Annotated in this window: 17 protein-coding genes; 8 read left to right on the forward strand and 9 right to left on the reverse strand. The window is 70.0% G+C overall.

All coding sequences use genetic code 11. The features are described 5' to 3' along the window. Positions 1 to 16 precede the first annotated feature (16 nt). Complete coding sequence (locus tag ABH935_RS15505; protein ID WP_370378581.1) at positions 17 to 1,177, reverse strand: FAD-dependent monooxygenase; 1,161 nt, start codon at positions 1,175 to 1,177, stop codon at positions 17 to 19. Between the two features lie 89 nt (positions 1,178 to 1,266). Here ABH935_RS15505 and ABH935_RS15510 point away from each other — a divergent pair, with 89 nt between their 5' ends. Continuing rightward, positions 1,267 to 1,863 carry a TetR/AcrR family transcriptional regulator gene (locus ABH935_RS15510; protein ID WP_370378582.1) on the forward strand — a complete coding sequence of 199 codons (597 nt, stop codon included), beginning with the start codon at positions 1,267 to 1,269 and terminating at the stop codon, positions 1,861 to 1,863. Positions 1,864 to 1,900: 37 nt separating this feature from the next. On the opposite strand, the gene ABH935_RS15515 is transcribed toward ABH935_RS15510, so the two are convergent. Further along, positions 1,901 to 2,605 (reverse strand): response regulator, encoded by a 705-nt coding sequence (locus ABH935_RS15515; protein ID WP_370378583.1) that lies wholly within the window; start codon positions 2,603 to 2,605, stop codon positions 1,901 to 1,903. A 208-nt stretch (positions 2,606 to 2,813) separates the two neighbouring features. On the opposite strand from ABH935_RS15515, the gene pdhA reads away from it, so the two are divergent. The 6 genes from pdhA (at position 2,814) to ABH935_RS15545 (ending at position 10,065) form a co-directional block, all read left to right on the forward strand. Beyond that, positions 2,814 to 3,941, forward strand: coding sequence for a pyruvate dehydrogenase (acetyl-transferring) E1 component subunit alpha (pdhA, locus tag ABH935_RS15520; RefSeq protein ID WP_370378584.1), 1,128 nt, complete (start codon positions 2,814 to 2,816; stop codon positions 3,939 to 3,941). Position 3,942: 1 nt separating this feature from the next. Next, on the forward strand, positions 3,943 to 4,938 hold the full coding sequence (locus ABH935_RS15525; protein ID WP_370378585.1) for an alpha-ketoacid dehydrogenase subunit beta: 996 nt from the start codon (positions 3,943 to 3,945) through the stop codon (positions 4,936 to 4,938). Between the two features lie 17 nt (positions 4,939 to 4,955). Beyond that, complete coding sequence (locus ABH935_RS15530) at positions 4,956 to 6,458, forward strand: dihydrolipoamide acetyltransferase family protein (protein WP_370378586.1); 1,503 nt, start codon at positions 4,956 to 4,958, stop codon at positions 6,456 to 6,458. 83 nt (positions 6,459 to 6,541) lie between these two features. Next, positions 6,542 to 7,336, forward strand: coding sequence for a carbon-nitrogen family hydrolase (locus tag ABH935_RS15535; protein WP_370378587.1), 795 nt, complete (start codon positions 6,542 to 6,544; stop codon positions 7,334 to 7,336). A 75-nt stretch (positions 7,337 to 7,411) separates the two neighbouring features. Then, the gene (locus ABH935_RS15540; protein ID WP_370378588.1) at positions 7,412 to 9,079 is read left to right on the forward strand and encodes a serine/threonine-protein kinase; all 1,668 of its coding nucleotides are present in this window, start codon (positions 7,412 to 7,414) and stop codon (positions 9,077 to 9,079) included. A 50-nt stretch (positions 9,080 to 9,129) separates the two neighbouring features. Beyond that, the gene (locus ABH935_RS15545) at positions 9,130 to 10,065 is read left to right on the forward strand and encodes an SDR family oxidoreductase (protein ID WP_370378589.1); all 936 of its coding nucleotides are present in this window, start codon (positions 9,130 to 9,132) and stop codon (positions 10,063 to 10,065) included. Here ABH935_RS15545 and ABH935_RS15550 read toward each other — a convergent pair. The 7 genes from ABH935_RS15550 to dnaK form a co-directional block, all read right to left on the reverse strand. Then, positions 10,051 to 10,431 (reverse strand): DUF3037 domain-containing protein, encoded by a 381-nt coding sequence (locus tag ABH935_RS15550; protein WP_194905111.1) that lies wholly within the window; start codon positions 10,429 to 10,431, stop codon positions 10,051 to 10,053. The two genes, ABH935_RS15545 and ABH935_RS15550, sit on opposite strands and share 15 nt — an antisense overlap. Further along, the gene (locus ABH935_RS15555) at positions 10,428 to 11,297 is read right to left on the reverse strand and encodes a HipA family kinase (protein WP_370378590.1); all 870 of its coding nucleotides are present in this window, start codon (positions 11,295 to 11,297) and stop codon (positions 10,428 to 10,430) included. Before ABH935_RS15555 ends, ABH935_RS15550 begins: the two co-directional genes overlap by 4 nt. Before the next feature lie 42 nt (positions 11,298 to 11,339). Beyond that, complete coding sequence (gene clpB / locus ABH935_RS15560) at positions 11,340 to 13,982, reverse strand: ATP-dependent chaperone ClpB (protein ID WP_370378591.1); 2,643 nt, start codon at positions 13,980 to 13,982, stop codon at positions 11,340 to 11,342. A 109-nt stretch (positions 13,983 to 14,091) separates the two neighbouring features. Further along, on the reverse strand, positions 14,092 to 14,559 hold the full coding sequence (locus tag ABH935_RS15565) for a heat shock protein transcriptional repressor HspR (RefSeq protein ID WP_370378592.1): 468 nt from the start codon (positions 14,557 to 14,559) through the stop codon (positions 14,092 to 14,094). Between the two features lie 7 nt (positions 14,560 to 14,566). Further along, on the reverse strand, positions 14,567 to 15,691 hold the full coding sequence (gene dnaJ, locus ABH935_RS15570) for a molecular chaperone DnaJ (RefSeq protein ID WP_370346022.1): 1,125 nt from the start codon (positions 15,689 to 15,691) through the stop codon (positions 14,567 to 14,569). A gap of 68 nt (positions 15,692 to 15,759) precedes the next feature. Next, positions 15,760 to 16,458: a nucleotide exchange factor GrpE gene (gene grpE, locus ABH935_RS15575; protein WP_370378593.1), complete on the reverse strand. Its 699-nt coding sequence runs from the start codon at positions 16,456 to 16,458 to the stop codon at positions 15,760 to 15,762. Between the two features lie 165 nt (positions 16,459 to 16,623). Continuing rightward, positions 16,624 to 18,501: a molecular chaperone DnaK gene (dnaK, locus tag ABH935_RS15580; RefSeq protein ID WP_370378594.1), complete on the reverse strand. Its 1,878-nt coding sequence runs from the start codon at positions 18,499 to 18,501 to the stop codon at positions 16,624 to 16,626. 311 nt (positions 18,502 to 18,812) lie between these two features. On the opposite strand from dnaK, the gene ABH935_RS15585 reads away from it, so the two are divergent. Beyond that, positions 18,813 to 19,511 (forward strand): hypothetical protein, encoded by a 699-nt coding sequence (locus ABH935_RS15585; RefSeq protein ID WP_370378595.1) that lies wholly within the window; start codon positions 18,813 to 18,815, stop codon positions 19,509 to 19,511. Positions 19,512 to 19,546: the final 35 nt, after the last annotated feature.

Consider the following 19,546-nt stretch of genomic DNA (forward strand, 5'->3'; position numbering starts at 1 on the left):
GCGGCCTAGCCTACGGTCACTGGGGCGGCTGCCACGCGACCACCGGATCCATCGCCCGAAGCGCCAGATCCGGCACGAGCCGCCCGGCGAGTCGCATCCCCAGGTTCCGCAACGCTTCCTTGCGCCGCGAGGTGCTCTGGGTCAGAGTGCCCATCCGATGCGACCGGCGCACCATGTCCGCGCCTCTCGGGGCGCGCAGAGCGGTGTACTGCGCGAGCGCAGTGACGACCTCTGCAGAGCCCTTAGCCTGCCCCACAAGTGCTGCCAAGGTAACGCCGTCCTCCATGGCCTGATTCGCTCCCTGACCCAGGTGCGGCGTCATGGCGTGCGCGGCGTCGCCGAGGATCGCGACGGCACCGCGGTGGTACGCGGACAACGGTTGGGCGATCTCGTAGATGTCGTTGTGCAGAACGGTCTCGGGATCTGCGGCGGAGATGAGTTGGGGGACCGGGAAGTGCCAGGTACCGAAACGCCTTAGCAGTTCGGCCTTCTCGTCCGGATACGTGACGCCGGGTTCGGCGTAGTCGGCGGCATAGGCATACGTCCGACCGTCGGCCAGGGGCGTGATCCCGAAGACTCTGCTCCCGCCCCACACCTCGCCGGGCAGGAAGTCGCCCTCGGGCGTCGGAACGAGAAGGCGCCATGCGGTAATGCCGCTATAGACGGCGCCGGGGTGCTCTGGAAACAGAGCCTTGCGAAGCACCGAGTTCACTCCGTCTGCGGCAACTATCAAGTCCGCTTCCAGCGGTCCGGAATCCGTCAGCAGCCGCGGCCGCTGGGAGGCGTGGCCCGCCTCGATCCCCGTCGCCTCGACACCCAACCGGAAGGTGTCTGTCGGCAGCAGCCCGGAGATCACGTCCATCACCGAGGACCGAGTCGCGGGGATCACCGCGTCTCCGAACCGGCGGACGATGGCCTTGCTCGCCGTGCGGGCGATCACCCGGCCGTCGGAGCGGGTCACCGCGGCGTCCCCCTGGAACGCCGCCAGCTTCCGCACCGTGTCGCCGGCTCCCAGCGTGTCCAGCGCCCGCAACCCGTTCGGCGCAACAGCCAGGCCCGAGCCCACCGGCCGCAGCTCCGCCGCGCGCTCGACGAGCGTCACGTCCCACCCGCGCTGGAACAGCCTCGCCGCAGCTGTGAGTCCCCCGAAGCCCGCGCCCACCACGATCGCCTTCATGACCGCTCCTCACTACATCCGTAGTTCCAACTACGGCTGTAGTTTTACGCCACTACAGCCGTAGTCGTCAACTGCTAAGGTCTCGGACCATGACCTCCCGTCCGGACCTCATCGGAGACACCGCGATCGCCCTGCTCGCCGAACGGGGGCTGCGCGGGCTCACCCACCGCGCCGTCGACGAGGCCGCCGGCCTGCCGCCCGGGTCCACCTCCAACCACGCCCGGACCCGCAGCGCCCTGCTGGAGACGACGTTCGCCCGGCTGTGCCGCCTGGAGGCGGAGGTCTTCGAGGACGCGGCGAACCCCGGCGGCGTGCTCGCGCTGGCGAATCCGACCCCGGAGATAGCCGCCGACCTGGTGGCCACTCAGCTCCATGACACCCTCACGCTCCGCCGGGCCCCGTCGCTGGCGCGCTTCGAGCTCGCGCTGGAGGCGACGAGACGGCCGGAACTGCGCGCGATCTACGACGAAGCCGGTGTGGCCTTCCGCGAGCCGGCTCGCGGTCTCATGGCAGCTCTCGGCTCGACCGATCCGGACCGCGACGGCCGCACGTTCATCGCCTTCAGCGAAGGGATCCTGTTCGATTCGGTCGCCGGGGCCGGCAACCGGGCCGCCCCGACACGTGAGGAGATCCGCACCGGCCTTCTGCAGCTCTTTCGCGGAATGCTCAAGGACACTGCGCAGTAGCGGAACCGCTATGCGGAGGCACGCTATAAGCGCGCAGTTACCAGCGCGAGCGCCCGGGAAGATGCCGGACAGCGAACGCAGCAGCCTGCGTACGCCGCTGCATGGCCAGCTTCGCCAGGATCCCGGTGACGTAGTTCTTCACCGTCTTCTCGGCCAGGCTCAGCCGCTCGCCGATCTGCCGGTTGGTCAGGCCTTCGGCAATGAGCTCCAGAATCCGCTTCTCGGACACCGTGAGCGACGCCAGTTTGCTCGCCGCGTCCTCTCGATCGGCCTCCCCCGGCACGATCCCGACGCGCAGCCGGCTCAGAAGGTGCTCGGTGGCGGTCGGGTCGAGCAACGAGCCCCCGCGCGCCACCGTCCGGACCGCGTCGACGAGCGCGGAGCCCCGGATGTCCTTCAGGACGTAGCCCGCCGCGCCGGCCATGATGGCGCCGAACAACGCGTCGTCGTCCGAGAACGACGTCAGCATCAGGCAGCCCAGATCCGGCCTCCGCGACTTCAGCTCGCGGCAGACCTCGATGCCCGATCCGTCGGGAAGCCGCACGTCCAGCAGGGCGACGTCCGGACGGGCGGCTTCGGCCGCGGCCAGAGCCTGCGCCACACTGCCGGCCTCACCGACCACCTCGATATCGGGTTCGGCGCTCAGCAGTTCGCCCACGCCGCGCCGCACCAGCTCGTGGTCGTCCAGCAGGAAGACACGGATCGAGTCCGTTATGCCCGACTTGGCCACATCAGAGTGCACACCGACAACATAGCCATACTCAGGAGCTTTCGCGTCTTTGGTGCGGGGCGTCGCGCACGCATTCCGCCCTGTAACGTGGCCTCTGCACGGCCGAGGGGGATCCACGTCACACCCCGACCACGAACTCCGCGGCCGGCGTCGCACCTCGCTGACCGCGGCGGCGATCCCGCCGTACGTCCGACTGAGATACGTGTAGAGGAGACATGTAGTGGTGACCTCACGCAAGGGCGCGGGTGGCAAGACCGCTGCTAAGAAGAAGGCCGGGGCCACGAACCCCGACCTCGTGCAGCTGCTGACGCCCGAAGGGGATCTGGTCGAGCACCCCGAGTACTCGATCGACCTGACGCCCGAGGAGTACCGCGGCCTGTACCGGGACATGGTCCTGGTCCGCCGCATCGATGCCGAAGGCACGGCGCTGCAGCGCCAGGGCGAGCTGGGCCTGTGGGCCCCGCTGCTGGGCCAGGAGGCCGCGCAAGTCGGCTCCGGCCGCGCGCAGACCGCCGAGGACTACGCCTTCCCCACCTACCGCGAGCACGGCGTGGCGTGGTGCCGCGACGTGGACCCGGTGAACCTGCTCGGGATGTTCCGCGGCGTGAACAACGGCGGCTGGGACCCGAACGAGAAGAACTTCCACCTCTACACGATCGTGATCGGCTCCCAGACGCTGCACGCCACCGGCTACGCCATGGGCATGCAGCGCGACGGCCGTGAGGGGGCGGTGATCGCCTACTTCGGCGACGGTGCGTCCTCCCAGGGCGACGTCAACGAGGCGTTCGTCTTCGCCAGCGTGAACAACGCGCCGGTGGTGTTCTTCTGCCAGAACAACCAGTGGGCCATCTCCGAGCCCAACGAGCGCCAGTTCCGCGTCCCGCTGTACCAGCGCGCCGCCGGCTTCGGTTTCCCGGGCGTGCGGGTGGACGGCAACGACGTCCTGGCCTGCCTGGCCGTCACGCGCGCCGCCCTGGAGCACGCGCGCAGCGGCAACGGCCCGATGCTGGTCGAAGCCTTCACCTACCGCATGGGCGCGCACACCACCACCGACGACCCGACGCGCTATCGCAGCGCGGACGAGTTGGAGGAGTGGAAGGCCAAGGACCCGATCATGCGCATGCGCGCCTTCCTGGAGAAGAGCGACAACGCCGACGAGGCGTTCTTCAAGGAGGTCGACGCCGAGGCGGACGCGGTCGCCGCCGACATCCGGGCCCGCTGCGTGGCCATGACGGACCCGCAGCCGATCTCGATCTTCGACCACGTCTACGCCGAGCCGCACCCCCTGATGGACGAGGAGCGCGCAGAGTACGGGGCTTACTGGGAATCTTTCGAGGGTGCTCACTGACATGTCAGAGTCGACTTCCAAGACACAGCAGATCTCCCTCAGCAAGGGCCTCAACCTGGGCCTGCGGCGGGCCCTGGAGGACGACCCGAAGGTCCTGCTCATGGGCGAGGACATCGGCAAGCTCGGCGGCGTCTTCCGCGTCACCGACGGCCTGCAGAAGGACTTCGGGGAAGCGCGGGTCGTGGACACCCCGCTGGCCGAGTCCGGCATCGTCGGCACCGCGGTCGGCCTGGCGCTGGCCGGCTACCGGCCGGTGGTGGAGATCCAGTTCGACGGGTTCGTCTACCCGGCCTTCGACCAGATCGTGACCCAGGTCGCCAAGATGCGGGCCCGGGCGCTGGGCAAGGTCAGCATGCCGATCGTGATCCGCATCCCGTTCGGCGGCGGCATCGGCGCGGTCGAGCACCACTCGGAGTCCCCCGAGGCGTACTTCGCCATGACCGCCGGCCTGCGCGTGGTCGCCGCGTCCAACCCGGTGGAGGCCTACTGGATGATCCAGCAGGCCATCGCCTCCGACGACCCGGTGATCTTCTTCGAGCCCAAGCGCCGGTACTGGGACAAGGCCGAGCTGGACCCGACCGCCACGCCGTACCCGCTCTACGCCTCCCGCGTGGTGCGCCAGGGCACGGACGCGACGCTGGTCGCCTACGGCCCGATGGTGAAGACCTGCCTGGAGGCCGCCGCGGCGGCTGCCGACGAGGGCCGCTCGCTGGAGGTCATCGACCTGCGCACGCTGTCCCCGCTCGACCTGGAGCCGGTGTACGCCTCGGTCCGCAAGACCGGCCGCCTGATCACCGTGCACGAGGCCTCGGTCTTCCTGGGGATGGGCGCGGAGATCGCCGCGAAGGTCACCGAGAAGTGCTTCTACTCCCTGGAGGCACCGGTCCTGCGCGTCGGCGCACCGCACACCCCCTACCCGCCGTCGCGGGTCGAGGAGGAGTTCCTGCCGGACCTGGACCGCGTGCTGGACGCCGTCGACCGCGCGTTCGCGTTCTAAGGGATCTGGGAGCACACATGGGTGAGATCAAGAGATTCAACCTCCCGGACGTCGGCGAGGGCCTGACCGAGGCGGAGATCCTGGCCTGGTCGGTCAAGCCGGGCGACCTGGTCACGGTCAACCAGATCCTGGTGGAGATCGAGACCGCGAAGGCCGCCGTCGAGCTGCCCTCGCCGTGGGCCGGCAAGGTCGTCGAGCTGCTGGTGGACGAGGGGCAGACGGTCGACGTCGGCACCCCGATCATCGGGATCGACATCGACCCGAGCACACCGAGCGCCCCGGCGGCCGGCGGGGACGACATGACCGCGGGCGTCGCGGCCACCGCCGAGGCCAAGGCCGCGCCGGCCGCCTCGGGCAAGGGCGACGACAAGCGCGAGGCGGTCCTGGTCGGCTACGGCGTGAAGCAGGCCGCTTCCAGCCGCCGTCCGCGCAAGACGTCCGCGGCGGCGCCGTCCGCGGCCGACGTCATGGGCGCCACGGTCCGCGAGGAGCCGGTCGTCGACGACATCCCGGCCCCGGCGTACCGCGGCCAGTCCACGGCTCCGGAGCAGGCCGCTCCGGCGGTCCGGGTCGCGACCGCGAGCGCCGCCGGCATCGCGACCGCCCCGGCCGCGCCGATCGGCGCCAAGCCGCTGGCCAAGCCTCCGGTCCGCAAGCTCGCCAAGGACCTGGGCATCGACCTGGCGCTGGTGGTCCCGACGGGCGTCAACGGCACGGTGACCCGGGACGACGTACACGCGGCCGCGACCGGGACGCAGACCGAGCCGGCCGCGGGCGGAGCCGCGCTGGCCGCCCCGGCCGCCGCGGCACCCTTCGTCAACGGCGAGCGCCGCGTCCCGATCAAGGGCGTGCGCAAGGCGACCGCCGCGGCGATGGTGCAGTCGGCGTTCACCGCGCCGCACGTCACCGAGTTCCTGACGGTCGACGTCACCCCGACCATGAAGTTCGTGCAGCGTCTGAAGGAGATGCCGGACTTCAAGGGCGTGCGGGTGTCGCCGCTGCTGCTGGTCGCCAAGGCGTTCCTGGTGGCGATGGCGCGGAACCCGGAGATCAACGCGCGCTGGGACGAGGCGAACGGCGAGATCGTCTACTTCGACCACGTCACCCTGGGCATCGCGGCGGCCACGCCGCGCGGGCTGCTGGTGCCGAACGTCAAGGGCGCGGACCTGCTGCCGCTGGTGGAGTTGGGCCGCGCGCTCAACAAGCTCACCGACGTGGCACGCGAGGGCAAGACCTCGCTGGCCGACATGAGCGGCGCGACGGCGACGATCACCAACGTCGGCGTGTTCGGCGTGGACACCGGCACCCCGATCCTGAACCCCGGCGAGGCGTCGATCCTGGCGTTCGGCGCGGTGCGGGAGCAGCCGTGGATGCACAAGGGCAAGGTGAAGCCGCGCCAGGTGACCACGCTGGCGCTGTCCTTCGACCACCGCCTGGTCGACGGCGAGCTGGGCTCGAAGGTGCTGCGGGACATCGGTGCGGTGCTGGCCGATCCGCTGACCGCGCTGGCCTGGAGCTGATTGGCTGAGGGATCCCTGCCGGGGATCTGACACAGAGGCGCACCGGTTCTCAGAACCGGTGCGCCTCTGGCACGATCGGCAGTATGCGCGTATCGCTCATGCAGCTTGCCGTCGACGACGCGGAAACGCCCGAGGACCGCTGGAACCGTGTGGTGAAGCTGGTCGAGGCCGAACGGGAGACCGGAGCGGAGCTGGTGATCCTGCCCGAGCTCTGGGTGGCGGGCGGCTTCGACTACAAGAACTGGACCGGTCACGCCGAGCCGATCGCCGACAGCCGGCCGATCGCCGCTCTGGAGAAGGTCCGGACGCACGAAGGTGCAGGCCCGGAGATGTGGCTGCACTTCGGTTCCTATGTAGAGCGCGCGCCTGACGGAACTCTCTACAACACCGCGGTCTTCCGCGGCCCGGACGATGTGGAAGCTCAATACCGCAAGATCCATCGGTTCGGCTTCAGCGAGGGCGAAGCGACCCTGATGGGCGCCGGAGAAGAGCTCGTCACTGTTCCCTCTCCCTGGGGAACGCTGGGACTGGCTACGTGTTATGACATCCGTTTCCCCGAGCTGTTCCGCGGGCTCCTGGACGAGGGCATGGAGCACCTGGTCGTCTGCTCGGCGTGGCCCGAGAAGCGGATCGAGCACTGGCGGGTGTTGCTCAAGGCCCGCGCTATTGAGGACCAGGTGTTCGTCTTCGCCACGAACTGTGTGGGGACGAACGGAGGGGTCGCTCTGGGGGGACGTTCCGTCGTCATCGACCCCTGGGGGAATGTCGTGGCCGAAGCGGGTACCGGTGAAGAGGTTCTGCGGGTGGACGTGGATCCGGCACTGGTCGCGCGGACACGGAGTGCGTTGCCGGTTCTGAACGACCGCCGCCTGCGCTGAGGACCGGGGTACGGCGAATCGACCTGCTGCCCCATAATGGCCGGGACGCCGTACAGGGGAGGCTGCACGTTGAATATGAACGGCAATGTACATAGGGGGGATGCCGCGGCGACCGACCGGGTCGGGCCGTATCTGCTCGTCACCCAGCTCGGATCGGGTGCCATGGGCCGGGTGTTCCTCGGCACCGACGCCGACGGACGCCAAGCGGCCGTCAAGATGGTCCGCTCCGATCTGGCTGAGATCCCGGCGTTCCGCAAGCGGTTCGCGCGGGAGTTACAGGTCGCTGAACGCATCCACTCCCCACGTATCGCGGAGATCTACAACGCGGAGACCGAAGGCGCACGGCCGTGGCTGGCCACCGAATACGTCCCCGGCCCGACACTGCAGGACGCGATCGATCAGGGCGGCGGTTTCAACGACGCGCGGCTTCGTGCCTTAGCGGTGGCGATCGCACAGGCGCTGCAAGTCATTCACGCCGCAGAGGTCGTACACCGCGACCTCAAGCCGGCGAACGTGCTGCTCGGTCCGGACGGACCCAAAGTCATCGACTTCGGCGTGGCCCGCGCATTGGACGCGTCCCTGTTGACCAACACCGGTCAGACTCTGGGCACACCCGCGTATATGTCCCCTGAGCAAGCCGACGGACGCTCTGTTCAGGCCGCCTCTGATGTGTTCGCCCTGGGTTCGCTGTTGGTGTTCGCCGCCACCGGCCGACTAGCGTTCGGCGACGGCGCGCCGCTGGCGATCCTGCATCGCGTAGTCAACAACGAGCCGGACCTCAGCGGCGTCGCCGAGAACGATGACGTCCTGCGTCGACTCATCGAGGGTTGTCTGGCCAAGGAAGCCGAGGACCGCCCCACACCACAGCAGATCATCGACCTGTTCGGCGAGATCGCCTGGCAGCCGCTCCCCGGAGTCGTGTGGCAGCAACCGCCGCTCGGCGTCGGACTGCCGGTCACCGCGAACGAGTCAGCCGACACACCGACCGTGGCCCTCGCGCCGAAGCGCGGCGGCAAGCGGATCGCCGTGATCTCCGGTGCCGCAGCCGCCGCGGTCATCCTGACCGGCATCGCCATCGTCGAGGGCAGCAGCGGCGGCGGCACGGGAAACTCAGCAGGCGGCACTCCGCGGACGGGCAGCTCGCTGTCCGGGAGCCAGTCGGCCGGCAGTTCGTTCCCGGCCACCCCCGGATCTTCCAGCGACGGCGGACAGACTTCCGCAAGCGGCAAGCCGACTCCGACGTCGAACGGACCGGTCGGCCAGGTGAAGCCCGGCAACGGCAGCACGACTCCGGCTCAGGGCAGCTCGGTGGCCGTCACGGTGACGGTCAACGACGGCAGCCCGAACAACCCGGGCACCTCTCAGGGCTCCTCCACGGCATCGCAGCCGGTCAGCCACCCCACGACCCACAAGACCACGGCCGCGCCCCCGCCGCAGCCGGCCCACAACCCGCCAGGACCCGTCTCCGGCGTCCGCGCCGACATCCCGGCCTGGTTCGGCGAAGCCACGGTCGACGCGTCGTGGAACGCGGACCCCGGCGCGACCAGCTATGTCCTGCACTACAACATCGACGGCGGCGGCGATCAGTACGTCACGGTGAACGGCACCAGTTCCTCCTACATGCTTCCGGCGGGAAGCACCTCGTGCATCCAGGTCCAGGCAATCGGCCAGTACGGCAAGTCCGACTGGGCACCGGCGCCGGCACTGTGCTTCAACTCCGCGGGCCAGCAGGTCGGCAGCTGACCCCGCAGCACCCCTACCGCTCAGTAAGTTACCGGCGGTAGGGTTCGGTCATGGGAACCTGGGGACCGCCCGGCGTCAGCGGGAAAGTCGTGGTCATCACCGGCGCGGCGCGCGGGATCGGCGCCGAGACCGCGCGCCGTCTGGCGCGGCGCGGGGCGAAGGTCGCGCTGATCGGGCTGGAGCCCGAGGAGCTGCGCAAGACCGCAGAGTCCTGCGGCCCCGACGCGACAGCGTGGGATGCGGACGTGACGTCCTGGGAGCAGCTCGGCGCCGCGATCGGCGGCATCGTCGAGCACTACGGCGGCATCGATGTGGTGGTGGCCAACGCCGGTGTCGCGCCGACCGGCTTCATCCGCTCCATCGACCCGGCGGCGTTCGAGCGCACCATCGAGATCAACCTGCTCGGCGTCTGGCGGACGGTCCGCACCGCGCTGCCTCATGTCATCGAGCGCAGGGGCTATGTGCTCGTGGTCTCCTCTGCGGCAGCGCTCATTCATCCTCCTGCGTTGGCCGCCTATACAGCGTCCAAGGCCGGTGCCGAAGCGTTCGGCGACAGCCTGCGTGCCGAAGTGAAGCACCTCGGTGTGGACGTCGGCGTCGCGTACTTCTCGTGGATCAAGACCGATCTGGTGACGAGCGCGGACGCGCATCCGGTCCTGGGCAAGTTCCGTAAGAGTGCTCCCGGACCCGCGTCCCGTGTGTATCCCCTGGAGAAGGTCGGGGAGGCGGTTACCGAGGGAATCGCTAAGCGCAGCCGCGTTATATGCGTTCCCTCCTGGGTGAACCACCTGCGCCGTATCCACGGGATGCTGCCCGCGGTGGTGGAGAAGGCGAACGCCCGGGCCACCGCGCGGGCGGACCGCGAGATGATCGCGGACATCGAGAAGCGCGGGGCCGAGGCGTCGTCACGGCTGACCGGTCCGGGAGGCGCGGCCGCACAGGCGGCCAAGGCGGCCAGGGCGGAGAAGACGTCAGCCGAGGACTGAGCCGGCGAGTCTGTCCAGAGCGGCCGCCGGATCAGCAGTGAGGCCGGTGTGCACCGGACCGGGCTGCACCACCGTGGAACGCGGCGCGATCAGCCACCGGAACCGCCGGCCCAGCGCGTCCTGGCCGGCGGGACCGGAGTCCGGTCCGCCGCAGCAGACCTTCGAGACGGCGCCGAGCAGGGCCTCGATCCCCTCGACATCCGCTGTGGGATCCAGCGCGCGCACCCGCACGGTGTCCACCTGCGTGGCGCATCCCAGGAAGTCGAGCTGCTGGCAGTAGAGCACGACGCCGACGTTGACGTACTCCCCGCGCTCGACGCGGGGAACGGCGCGCAGTACCGAGTACTCGTAGGGCTGAACGCTCACTTCACCCGTCCCTGCATCCAGTTCGGGTGCTTCGCCTTCAGGCGCGCCTTGAGATCGGAGTTCTGCACGGACCGCGCGGCTTCCTGCGCGGAACTATCCACAACCTGTGGAAACCACTCGCGCGGTCCGATGACGCGGGTCAGCAGATAGCTGACGTACGCGTCGCGCACCGCGCCGACGGACTCGAATCCGGGCTCGTCGGCCAGCCACTCGTCCGGCACGACCGCCACGACAGAGCGCAGCAGTTCCTCCGTGACGAGCGGCGCGAGGGCCGCGTCGGCGCCCGGCATGTCCTTCGCATAAGAGGCGAGCACATGGTCGCCCGCGTCAAAGGGAGCCAGAGCGCCCTTCTGCGCGCCGGGCCAGTTGTGGTGGAAGATCAGCGAGGCGCCGTGGTCGATCAGATAGAGCTTGCGGTGCCACAGCAGCAGATTCGGGTTCCGCCAGGACCGGTCCACGTTGCGCACCAGCGCGTCGAACCACACGATGCGGCTGGCGAGTTCGGACTCCACGGGAAACGCCAAGGGGTCGTATCCCAGCGACCCCGGCAGATAGTCCATACCGAGGTTCAGGCCCTCGCTCCCCTTGAGGAGTTCCTGGATCTCCTGATCCGGCTCGGCCGCGCCGATGATCGGATCCAGCTCGATCCCGACGAGCGCCGGCACCGGCAGGCCCAGTGCCCGCGCCAGTTCCCCGGCGATCACCTCGGCGACCAGGGCCTTGCGGCCCTGGCCCGCCGAGCGGAATTTCACCACGTACGTCCCGAGGTCCGAGGCCTCGACCAGTCCGGGCAGCGAACCGCCCTCGCGGAGCGGGGTCACGTACCGGGTGGCGGTGACGGTCGGCAGAGTGGCGGCAACAGGCACAGACACCACGCTAGACGCACCCCCGACGTTCGATCATCTCCATCACGACTGCGGCGGCTGAGGTGACTGCGGCGACTGCGAGGTGATGACCAGCGCGTCGTTCTCGACGTCCACGTCCACCCGCACCGTGTCGCCGTCCCGGATCTCGCCGGCCAGCAGCTTGCGGGCCAGCGGGTCGCCGATCGCGGACTGCACCAGGCGGCGCAGCGGACGGGCACCGAAGGCCGGCTCGTAGCCGGCGATCGCCAGCCAGTCGCTCGCGCCCGGGGTGACCTCCAGCACCAGCCGGCGGTCGGCCAGACGCCTGGCCAGCTTGCCGACCTGGATGCCGACGATGCGGGCGAGCTCGGTCGTGCCCAGCGGGTCGAAGACCACCTGCGCGTCCAGCCGGTTCAGGAACTCCGGCTTGAACGCTGCGCGCACCGCGCTGTCCACCCGCTGGCGCCGGTCCAGCCGGGCCTGAGCCGGGTCCAGGGCCTCGTCGACCGTCAGGTCGAAGCCGGCGGTGCCCAGGTTGGAGGTGAGGATCAGGATCGTGTTCCGGAAGTCCACGGTCCGGCCCTGGCCGTCGGTGAGACGGCCGTCGTCCAGGACCTGCAGCAGCACGTCGAAGATCTCCGGGTTCGCCTTCTCGACCTCGTCGAGCAGCACCACCGAGTACGGCCGGCGGCGCACCGCCTCGGTCAGCTGGCCGCCCTCCTCGTAGCCGACATAGCCGGGAGGGGCGCCGACCAGCCGGGCCACCGAGTGCTTCTCGGAGTACTCCGACATGTCGATGCGCACCATGGCGTGCTCGTCGTCGAACAGGAAGTCCGCCAGCGCCTTGGCCAGCTCGGTCTTGCCGACGCCGGTGGGGCCGAGGAACAGGAACGAGCCGGTCGGGCGGTCCGGGTCGGAGACGCCGGCACGGGCCCGCCGGACCGCGTCGGAGACCGCGGCCACCGCCTCGACCTGGCCGATCAGCCGCTCGCCGAGCCGCTCCTCCATGTGCAGCAGCTTCTCGCTCTCGCCCTCCAGCAGCCGGCCGGCCGGGATCCCGGTCCAGGCGCCGACCACCTCGGCGATGTCGTCCGGGCCGACCTCCTCCTTCACCATCGGCGCGGCCGTCTCGGCCTCGTCCACCGAGGTGGCGGCGGTGGCCAGTTCGGCCTCGACGGCCGGGATCTCGGCGTAGAGCAGCCGGGAGGCGGTCTCGAAGTCGCCGGACCGCTGCGCCAGCTCGACCTGCGACTTCATCGCGTCCAGCCGCTGCTTGAGCTCGCCGACCCGGTTCAGACCGCCCTTCTCCTGCTCCCAGCGCACGTTCAGGGCGTTGAGCTGCTCCTGCCGGTCGGCCAGGTCCAGGCGCAGCCGGGCCAGCCGGTCGCGGGAGGCCGGATCGTGCTCCTTGGCCAGCGCCAGCTCCTCCATCTTCATCCGGTCCACGGCGCGCTGGAGCTCGTCGATCTCCACCGGACGGGAGTCGATCTCCATGCGCAGCCGGGAGGCGGCCTCGTCGATCAGGTCGATGGCCTTGTCCGGCAGGAAGCGGGAGGTGATGTAGCGGTGCGAGAGCGTGGCCGCGGCGACCAGCGCGGTGTCGGAGATGGCGACCTTGTGGTGCGCCTCGTAGCGGCCCTTGAGGCCGCGCAGGATCGCGATACTGTCCTCGACCGTCGGCTCGTCGACCAGGACCTGCTGGAAGCGGCGCTCCAGCGCGGGGTCCTTCTCGATGCGCTCGCGGTACTCGTCCAGCGTGGTCGCGCCGACCATCCGCAGCTCGCCGCGGGCCAGCATGGGCTTGAGCATGTTACCGGCGTCCATCGCCGAGTCGCCGGTCGCGCCGGCGCCGACCACCGTGTGCAGCTCGTCGATGAAGGTGATGACCTGGCCGTCGGAGTCCTTGATGTCGGCCAGGACGGCCTTCAGGCGCTCCTCGAACTCGCCCCGGTACTTCGCGCCGGCCACCATCGCGCCCAGATCCAGCGACACCAGGCGCTTGTCGCGCAGGCTCTCCGGCACGTCGCCGGCGATGATGCGCTGGGCCAGGCCCTCGACGACGGCGGTCTTGCCGACGCCGGGCTCGCCGATCAGCACCGGGTTGTTCTTGGTCCGGCGCGAGAGCACCTGCACCACCCGGCGGATCTCGGCGTCGCGGCCGATCACCGGGTCGAGCTTGCCGTCGCGCGCCGAGGCGGTCAGGTCGACGCCGTACTTCTCCAGGGCCTGGTAGGTGGCCTCCGGGTCCTGCGACGTCACCCGCGACGAGCCGCGCACCTTGGTGAACGCCTCGCGCAGCGCCTGCGGGGTGGCCCCGGCCTTCTTGAGCAGCTCGGCCGTGCCGTCCTCGCCCAGCGCGAGGCCGACCAGCAGGTGCTCGGTCGAGACGTACTCGTCGTCGAGCTTGCGGGCCTCGTCGCCGGCGGCGTTCAGGGCGTTGAGGGTGTTCCGGGCCAGGGTGGGTGCCGAGACCGTCGAGCCGCTGGCCGACGGCAGGCGCTCGGCGGCGGCCTCGACCGCCTTGCCGAGCGCGGCGCGATCCACGCCCACGGCCTCCAGCAGCGGCCGGGTGGTGCCCTCGACCTGGCCGAGCAGGGCCAGCAGCACCTGGACCGTCTCCACCTGCGGGTTGCCCGCGCGCGTGGCCTCGCGGATCGCGACGCTCAGGGCCTCCTGGCTCTTGGTCGTCAGCTTCTGCGAATCCACTGTGAAACCTCCAAGAGAAAAGCCCCCCGAACATTCAGTTGTCAGCGCTCTGCGGTCAGCGCTCTGCCGAGCGCCGGACCCTCACTCGACCCGGCTCGCTCGACCCGGGTCACTTGCTCTGGGGCTTCCAGACCGCCAGTGCGGTGGTGAACGTGGCCGGCAGAGCCGGCAGCAGGTCACCGCGATAGCCCGGCGGGGCCGGGGGCAGCGGCGAGACCGGCGGTGCCACCGGCGAAGCGACCGGGACCGCGCTCTTCCCGGTCGGGTAGAGCGTCACGGCCTCAAGCTCGGCGATCCGCCGGGACAGCGCCGCGACCTGTTCCTCCAGCTCGCGGATGCGCTTGATCCCGGCCAGGTTCACGCCCTCGTCCTGGGACAGGCGCTGCACCTCGCGCAGCGTGTCGATGTCTCGGGCGGAGTACCGGCGGCCACCGCCGCCGGTGCGCTCCGGGCACACGATGCCCAGCCGGTCGTACTGGCGCAGGGTCTGCGGGTGCATCCCGGCCAGCTGCGCGGCTACGGAGATCACGTAGACCGGGGTTTCCTCGGTCAGCGGCAGGAACGGATTCTTGGCCATCGCTCCGTCACTCTCCCTTCGCGGCGTCCAGCAACTCCGCCCGCGGGTGGTGGTTGCCGGTCGCCTCCTGGAACTTCTCCAGCGCCGCGCGGGCGTCGGCGCCGATCTCGGCCGGGACCGCGATCTCGAAGCGCACCAGCAGATCGCCCTTGGTCCCGTCCTTGCGCGCCACGCCGCGGCCGCGCACGCGCAGCACCCGGCCGTTCTGCGAGTTGGCCGGCAGCTTCACCGTCACCGGCATGCCGCCCAGGGTCGGGACCTGGATCTCCGCTCCGAGGACCGCCTCCGGGAAGGTGACGGGCACGGTCACGGTCAGGTTGTCGTCCTCACGTCCGAAGACGGCGTGCGGGCTCACATGGACCACCACATACAGATCGCCGGCCGGGCCGCCGCGCTCGCCGGAGGCACCCTTGCCCTTGAGCCGGATGCGCTGGCCGTCGCGGACCCCCGCCGGGATGCGGGCCTGGATCGTCCGGGAACTGGCGGCCCGGCCGGAGCCGTGGCACACCGGGCAGGGGTCGTCGACCAGCAGGCCGCGGCCCTTGCAGTCCCGGCAGGGTTCGGAGAAGGCGAAGCCGCCCTGGTTCCGGCTCACCTGGCCGGTGCCCGAACAGGTCGGGCACACGCGCGGGGTGGTGCCGGCCTTGGCGCCGGTGCCCGAACAGGCCGAGCACGGCGTGTCCGAGGTCAGTCGCAGCGAGACGGTGGCGCCGTCGATGGAATCGCTGAACTTCAGCGTCACCTCCGACTCCACGTCCGCCCCGCGCCGCGCCTGGGTGGTGCGGCCGGTGGTGCCGGTGCCGGTGGTCGGGCCGCCGGTGCGGTTGAACAGGCCGCCGAGCAGGTCGCCGAGGTCGAAGTTGAACCCGCCGGGGGCGCCGCCGCCGGGGGGCCGGAATCCGCCGTTGCCGAAGACCGAGCGCGAGTCGTCGTACTCCTTGCGCCGCTTGTCGTCGGACAGGACGTCGTAGGCCTCGGAGATCTCCTTGAACTTCTCCTCCGACGCCGAGTCGCCCTTGTTGGCGTCCGGGTGGTACTGACGCGCCAGCTTCCGGTAGGCCTTCTTGATGTCGGCAGCCGGCGCGTCCTTGGGGACTCCGAGGATCTTGTAGTAGTCCTTGTTGACGGCCACCTAAACCCACGCCTCCCGTCCGGGTTGTGCCATGTCGTTCACGCGTCGCCCTCGTCGCCGGCCCGGGCTCACAGCCCCGAATCGTCGTCGTCGTCGACTTCCACAGCCGCCTCGGCCGCTGCCTTGTTCCCGTTGCCGCCGCCGTTACCGGCGCCGTTCCCGTTCGGCGCGCTCTTCGCGGCCGACGCGGCGGGGCCGGGCTTCGGCTTGGCCGGCTCCGGGGCCGGCTCGGCCTCCGGGGCCGGTCCGGGCTCGGCGACCTGCACCTGCGCCGGACGGACCACCCGCTCGCCGATCCGGTAGCCGGGGCGGAACAGCACCGCCACGGTCACCTCGTCCACGTCCGGGGACGTGGTGCTCATCAGCGCCTCGTGCAGGTTCGGGTCGAACAGCTCGCCGGCCGCGCCGAAGCGGGCCAGGCCCTGCTTGGCGACCACGGCCTCGAACGCCTCGCCGACCTGCCGGAAGCCGCCTTCCAACTCGCCGTGCTCGCGGGCCCGGCCGATGTCGTCCAGCACCGGCAGCAGCTCCGACAGCGCCCCGGCGACCGCGGTCTCCTTGACCACCTGCCGGTCGCGCTCGACGCGCTTCTTGTAGTTGCTGAACTCGGCCTGCAGCCGCTGCAGGTCGTTGGTGCGTTCGGCCAACTCCGCCTGCACACCCTGCAGCTCATTGGTCCGCTCGGCGAGTTTGGCCAGCAGCTCGGTCACCGCGAGGTTGGCGCGTTCGCCCTCGCCTCCCGGCTCGGCCGTGTACTCGTCGCTCACGAAAGGTCCTCCTGAACCCGCCGCTTCCCCACAGTCGGGAAGGCTTCAGTGTCGCTGGGGGTGGCGCCGCGCGGGAGCCGGATCATCACAGATGATCGGCGCCCCGCGCGGCCCCGTCTAGCCGTAGTGCTTCGCTCGTCAGGTGGAACCTGGGGCGGGCCTGCGTCAGGCCTGGCCGCCCTTGCCCTCGTCGACGATCTCGGCGTCCACCACGTCGTCCTGCTCCGGACCGGCACCGGTGCCGCCGGCCGACTCCCCGCCCGGAGCCCCGGCCGCCTCGCCGGAGGCCTGGGCCTGCTGGTAGAGGGCGGCGCCGAGCTTCTGGCTGGTGGTCGCCAGCTTCTCCGAAGCCGAGCGGATGGTGGCGGAGTCCTCGCTCTTGAGGGCCTCCTTGGTCTCGCCGATCGCGGCCTCGACCTCGGACTTCACATCGCCCGGGACCTTGTCCTCGTTGTCCTTGAGGAACTTCTCGGTCGAGTAGACCAGGGACTCGGCCTGGTTGCGGACCTCGGCGGCCTCGCGGCGGCTGTGGTCCTCGTCGGCGTACTGCTCGGCCTCGCGCATCATGCGGTCGATCTCGTCCTTCGGCAGCGCCGAGCCGCCGGTGATGACCATCGACTGCACCTTGCCGGTGCCCAGGTCCTTCGCCGAGACGTTCACGATGCCGTTGGCGTCGATGTCGAAGGTGACCTCGATCTGCGGCAGCCCGCGCGGCGCCGGCGGCAGGCCGGTCAGCTCGAACATGCCCAGCCGCTTGTTGTACGCCGCGATCTCGCGCTCGCCCTGGTAGACCTGGATCTGCACCGACGGCTGGTTGTCCTCGGCCGTGGTGAAGGTCTCCGAGCGCTTGGTCGGGATCGTGGTGTTCTTCTCGATCAGCTTGGTCATGATGCCGCCCTTGGTCTCGATACCCAGGGACAGCGGGGTGACGTCGAGCAGCAGGACGTCCTTGACCTCGCCCTTGAGCACACCGGCCTGCAGCGCGGCACCGACGGCCACGACCTCGTCCGGGTTGACGCCCTTGTTCGGCTCCTTGCCGCCCGTCAGCTCGCGGACCAGGTCGGCCACGGCCGGCATGCGGGTGGAACCGCCGACCAAGACCACGTGCTCGATCGCGCTCAGCGAGACGCCGGCGTCCTTGATCACCTGGTGGAACGGGGTCTTGCAGCGGTCCAGGAGGTCCGCGGTCAGCTGCTGGAACTGCGAGCGCGTGAGCTTCTCGTCCAGGTGCAGCGGGCCCTCGGCGCTGGCGGTGATGTAGGGCAGGTTGATCGAGGTCTCGGTGGAGCTGGACAGCTCGATCTTCGCCTTCTCACCGGCCTCGCGCAGCCGCTGCATGGCCATCTTGTCCTTGGACAGGTCCACGCCGTGCGCGTTCTTGAACTGGGTCACCAGCCACTCGACGACCTTGTTGTCCCAGTCGTCGCCACCGAGGTGGTTGTCGCCGTTGGTGGCCTTCACCTCGATGGTGGAGAAGCCGTCGTCGTCCTTGCCGACTTCCAGCAGCGAGACGTCGAAGGTGCCGCCGCCGAGGTCGAAGACCAGGATGGTCTGGTCGCCCTCGCCCTTGTCCAGGCCGTAGGCCAGGGCCGCGGCGGTGGGCTCGTTGACGATGCGCAGGACGTTCAGGCCCGCGATCTCGCCGGCCTCCTTGGTGGCCTGGCGCTCGGAGTCGGAGAAGTACGCCGGGACGGTGATGACCGCGTCGGTGACCTTCTCGGACAGGTAGGACTCGGCGTCACGCTTGAGCTTCTGCAGGATGAACGCGGAGATCTGCTGCGGCGTGAAGGCCTTGTCGTCGACGTTGATCTTCCAGTCGGTGCCCATGTGGCGCTTGACCGACCGGATGGTGCGCTCCACGTTGGTGACGGCCTGGCGCTTGGCGACCTCGCCGACCAGCACCTCGCCGTTCTTGGCGAAGGCCACCACGGACGGGGTCGTCCGCGAGCCCTCGGCGTTGGTGATGACGGTGGGCTCGCCACCTTCCAGGACGCAGACGACGGAGTTCGTCGTCCCGAGGTCGATGCCGACCGGACGTGCCATGGGGGTTCCTCCGCGAAAGACGTTTCGTTGCTGCCACGTGTCTGCTGTGCGTCGCGTGTTGCGTGGGGAAGGCCCGCGGCAGGTTGAGTCGAGTTCGCTCAATGATGCACGGTGCGGTGGGTCGAAGTCAAAAGGTTGCGCGGATGGCACTCAACTTTGATGCGCTAAACGCTTCTGGCCTGCGCGGAAACCTCACAAAAAAGATTCCGCGATCATGGCGCCCGGACGGCCCCGCGACCGGGGAGTCGAGGTGCACGCTACCGGCCCGCGTCTTACGGTCGTTTTGTGGGGGCGGTGGAAGGAGCCTGGAAATGCGGAACGTCCTCGGCGGTCTGCTCGCGCTGATCGGCGCGGCGGCCACGCTCGTCAGCCCCTGGCAGCCCTGGTACAACAACCGGCACGGGAGCGCCTACAAGTTCTACGAGGTCTTCGGGTCCGGGATCACGCCCTCGGGGTCCGGGGTGATGGACTCGGTCTTCCTGGTCTTCCTGGTCACGGCGGTGCTGGCGGTGGCCGGCGTGCTGCTTCGCTCCCGGGCGATGGTGGGCTCCGCCGGCGTGGTCGCGCTTGGTTTCACGATCCTGTGGATGGTGCGCCAGGGCCAGGCGGCCGGCGAGCTGACCGTCACCGGCGCGAACAACCGCGGGCTCGGCTCCGGCGCGGCCTACGCGTTCGCCGGCGGCCTGCTGATGATCATCGGTTCCCTGATGATGGCCGGCCGGCCGACACGGACCGTGGTGGCCGAGCGGCCCGCGGCGAAGACGGCGGATCAGAGCACGTACGGCACCGCGGCGACGACGTCCCGGGCACCGGCGATCACCACGACCGCTCCGGTCGACAAGAACCCCGCGGCTCCGGCAGCTCCGACCCCGGCACCGGCCGCGTCGGCCTCGGCGGCACCTGCCGCAGGGCCCGCAGAACGCACCGGCACCGAACGGCTCAGCAAGGAAGAGCGCCAGATGCTCGGTCTGGACGAGGACGCCTCGGCGCAGCCCAAGAAGCAGAACTGAGTACCCGGGAGTGATGTTTCACGTGAAACATCACC

Source organism: Catenulispora sp. GAS73 (assembly GCF_041262085.1).
GTDB lineage: Bacteria > Actinomycetota > Actinomycetes > Streptomycetales > Catenulisporaceae > Catenulispora.